The organism is Flavobacterium sp. FPG59, from assembly GCF_002150205.1.
Classification (GTDB): Bacteria; Bacteroidota; Bacteroidia; order Flavobacteriales; family Flavobacteriaceae; genus Flavobacterium.
In genome coordinates this window covers 1-3,359 of the sequence record NZ_MTCA01000283.1, presented here as the reverse complement: position 1 = coordinate 3,359, position 3,359 = coordinate 1, and the positions used below count along the sequence as shown (strand labels likewise).

The window sequence follows — 3,359 nt, the reverse complement described above, 5'->3', positions numbered from 1 at the left end:
GTGTTAGCTCAGGAGTTAGTCTTTCGTCAGCATCTAAAAAAAGAATCCAATCATATTTTGATTGTGATATTGCAAAGTTTCTTTGGGAACTAAAATTTTCAAATTTTTTCTGTAAAAAAATAACATTTTTAAAAGAATTTGCAATTTCTTTTGTTTTGTCTGTACTGAAAGAATCAACAATAATTATTTCATCTGCAAAACTTAAATCAGTTAAAAGCTCACGTATATGATCCTCTTCATTTAATGTAATTATTAAGGCTGTTAGCTTTACATTGCAAATCATACAATTATGTTTTTTTATAAAATAAAATATTCAAAATGTTTACTATTTGACTTTAAAGGTAGATTTAAGTTTGTTTTAATTGTAGTAAATGATGTTTTATATTTTTTGCAAATTTATTGATTTTTTGATTACTATTTTTAAATTATTTTTGTCTAATCTTATCGCTTTGTCTATAATGTTATACATTTGCACCATATAATTTGAAGAGTTTTTTATTATGGCAATTAGTGGTTTAGTTATAACATTTAATGAAGAGAAAATGATTGGCGCGTGTATTGATGCGCTTTTAAAAGTTTGTGACGAGGTTATAATTGTAGATTCATACAGTACAGATGGAACGGTTGAAATAGCTAAAAATAAAGGTGCTGTGGTTATTCAGCAAAATTTTTTAGGAGATGGCCCTCAACGTTCATTTGGTCTGCCATATTGCAAAAATGACTGGATATTGAACCTTGATGCGGATGAATTTTTAGATTACGATTCAGTTGGTTTCATTCAAGAAAAAAAATATTTGAATACAGCGCATGATGCTTTTAGTTTTAGAGTTAAGAATTTCCTTCAAGATAAAATAATTGATTTTGCAGGATGGTATCCTGATCATAAAATACGTTTTTTCAATAAAAAATCAGCACATCCATCTAGTGATAAAGTCCATCAGAAAATTATTGCTACAAACCCTAAAAAATTAAAGACTCACATACTGCATTATGGTAGTCATTCTTTTTTTCAAATTATTGCAAAAAAAAATCAATACGCAGATTGGAATGCGCAACAATTATTTGATCAAGGTAAAAAAGTAAGTTATATTAAACCAGTATTAAATGGATTAGTCTCGTTTATTAGATGTTATTTTTTCAAAAAAGGGATTTTAAATGGAATAGATGGATTAACTATTTCTTTAACACAAGGATATTTTTCCTATATCAAGTACGCAAACCTTATTCAATTACATAAAATTAGTCAGAAAAAATTATAATTTAACAAGGTTGTTATATGTAGTAGTTAACTGTTTCGCTATAACTTCATCATTAAATTTTTGTACAAATTCAAACCCTTTTTGTGTCATATTTTCACGAAATTCTTTGTCTACTAATAGTTTTTGTATGGCTTTTTCAAGATCTAACACATTTGTAGGATCAATATACACTGAATTGGGTCCGCCTGCTTCTGGGAAAACCCCACCTTGAGTTGTAATTACTGGAGTTTTTGAATACAAAGCTTCAATAATTGGTATTCCAAAGCCTTCATATAAAGACGGATAAACAAAAATCTTAGCTTGTTGATACAGTATTGCCAGCTCTTCAAGGGTTAGTCCTTTCAAGAAGATTACTTTATGTTCCAGATTGTGTTTCTTGATGTAGCTTTTTACTTCAATAGCATAATCGGTCTCTTTACCTACAATTACTAAGCAAGTATTTATATTATGGAGTGTTTTAACAGCTAGTAAAATATTTTTTCTAGTTTCAATAGTACCTACGTTAAGAATAAACTCTTTTGGCAAATTGTATTTGGATAAAACCTTTTTTTTATCGCTCTCAGTGAATTCCTTTTTGAAAATAGCGTGGCATCCTTGGTAAATTACCTTTATTTTTTCGGGATCAATTTTTAAAAACTCAACAATATCATCTTTTGTTTGTTCACTAATTGCAATAACCACATCTGCTTGATGCGCAGCTTTGTTGAATTTATAAAAGTGAATTTTGCGATCAAAAAAGGAATATAAATTTGGGAATTTTACAAAAATGAGATCATGAATGGTAACCACACTCTTTATATTGGCGTGGTTTAGTCCAGACGGGATTTCACCAGATAAACCATGAAAAATCGTAATGCCATCTTTTGTTAAATCCTTTACAACTCCTTTTTGTCTCCATAAATTATAAAATTTTTTGTAAAAAGGAGACTGAGGTTTCTTTTCAAAAACATTTGTTCTATTCGCCTCAAATAGATTGTCATTCGATCGTTTTGGATTGTATAAATAGTAATGGTTTTCAGGATAATATTGGCTTAGTAAGCGTACCAAATCACGACTATAGTTGCCAAGTCCAGTTTTGTTATGAAAGATTCTTTTTGCTTCAAAGCCAATATTCATCTGATATGTGTTTAAACCGCTACGTCATATTCACGTAAAGCATTATTTAATGATGTTTTTAAATCTGTTGATGGTTTACGAGTTCCAATAATCAAAGCGCAAGGCACTTGGAATTCACCAGCAGCGAATTTTTTAGTATAACTTCCAGGAATCACTACAGACCTTGCAGGAACAAAGCCTTTCATTTCCACAGGCTCATCACCTGTAACATCTATAATCTTTGTTGAGGCAGTCAAGCAAACGTTAGCTCCAAGTACCGCTTCTTTCCCAACGTGAACACCCTCAACTACAATACAGCGTGAACCAATAAATGCACCGTCTTCTATAATTACGGGAGCAGCTTGTAAAGGCTCAAGTACACCACCAATTCCAACACCACCACTTAAGTGTACGTTTTTACCAATTTGTGCACAACTTCCTACTGTAGCCCAGGTATCTACCATAGTTCCCTCGTCTACATAAGCGCCAATGTTCACATAACTAGGCATCAAAATTACACCGCTTGAAATATAAGCACCGTAACGTGCCACAGCATTTGGTACTACACGAATTCCTTTTTCGGCATAGTTTCTTTTTAAAAGCATTTTATCGTGGTACTCAAAAATTCCAGATTCCCAAGTTTCCATTTTTTGTATTGGGAAATACATCACCACTGCTTTTTTTACCCATTCGTTTACTTGCCACCCTTCAGCAATAGGTTCTGCAACACGTAATTTTCCTGAGTCTAAAAGTTCTATAACTTCCCTAATAGCATCTGTTGTAGTGGTTTCTTGTAATAAAGCTCTGTTTTCCCAGGCTTGTTCTATAATAGTTTGTAATGGATTCATCTTTATAATTGATTTTTGGGCAAAGATAGGATTTTTAGCCAAAAGCAAAACAGTTAAAAACAGACTAAAATGTTACAGATCTAACTTAAATTTATAAATTTCTGGAGTCATCTATTAGAATTTCAGACTAACATTAAAACCCAAGTCTTAAATATAT

The 3,359-nt window shown here is 31.3% G+C and carries 4 protein-coding genes; 1 reads left to right on the top strand and 3 read right to left on the bottom strand.

Features of this window, described 5'->3' with window-relative positions; genetic code table 11:
- Nucleotides 1-283: glycosyltransferase family 2 protein (locus FPG59_RS15045; protein ID WP_140344690.1), on the bottom strand; the 283-nt coding region annotated here is incomplete at its 3' end.
- A 217-nt stretch (nt 284-500) separates the two neighbouring features.
- On the opposite strand from FPG59_RS15045, the gene FPG59_RS15040 reads away from it, so the two are divergent.
- Nucleotides 501-1,259, top strand: a complete 759-nt coding sequence (locus FPG59_RS15040; protein ID WP_086455375.1) for a glycosyltransferase family 2 protein — start codon at nt 501-503, stop codon at nt 1,257-1,259.
- On the opposite strand, the gene FPG59_RS15035 is transcribed toward FPG59_RS15040, so the two are convergent.
- Nucleotides 1,254-2,375 carry a glycosyltransferase family 1 protein gene (locus FPG59_RS15035; protein WP_086455374.1) on the bottom strand — a complete coding sequence of 374 codons (1,122 nt, stop codon included), beginning with the start codon at nt 2,373-2,375 and terminating at the stop codon, nt 1,254-1,256. The two genes, FPG59_RS15040 and FPG59_RS15035, sit on opposite strands and share 6 nt — an antisense overlap.
- Before the next feature lie 11 nt (nt 2,376-2,386).
- The gene (locus FPG59_RS15030; RefSeq protein ID WP_086455373.1) at nt 2,387-3,202 is read right to left on the bottom strand and encodes a 2,3,4,5-tetrahydropyridine-2,6-dicarboxylate N-succinyltransferase; all 816 of its coding nucleotides are present in this window, start codon (nt 3,200-3,202) and stop codon (nt 2,387-2,389) included.
- Between the last annotated feature and the right edge of the window lie 157 nt (nt 3,203-3,359).